1 protein-coding gene is annotated in these 334 nt (G+C 66.2%); it reads left to right on the forward strand.

Going from position 1 to position 334, the window contains the following annotated elements; genetic code table 11:
- A partial coding sequence (locus WU80_RS24945; RefSeq protein ID WP_156349800.1) for a phosphopantetheine-binding protein occupies nucleotides 1-334 on the forward strand: 334 nt, incomplete at both ends.

Consider the following 334-nt stretch of genomic DNA (forward strand, 5'->3'; position numbering starts at 1 on the left):
CCCACCACCGCCATCGAAGAAATCCTCGCCGGCATTTATGCCGAGGTGCTCGGGGTGGAGCGGGTCGGGGTCGATGACTCGTTCTTCGACTTGGGCGGGGACAGCATCCTGTCGATGCAGGTGGTCTCACGCGCGCGGGAGGCGGGGCTGACCTGCCGGCCCCGCGATATCTTCGTCGAGCAGACCGTGGCCCGACTGGCCGGCATTCCCGGCATCACCGAGGGCCACACCCGGGTTGTCGATGAGGGCATCGGGGCGATCACCCCCACCCCGATCATGGGATGGCTGTTCGACATTGACGGCCCCATCGACCAGTTCAACCAAACCCTGGTCC

Source organism: Mycobacterium sp. UM_11, assembly GCF_001414075.1.
Lineage (GTDB): Bacteria > Actinomycetota > Actinomycetes > Mycobacteriales > Mycobacteriaceae > Mycobacterium.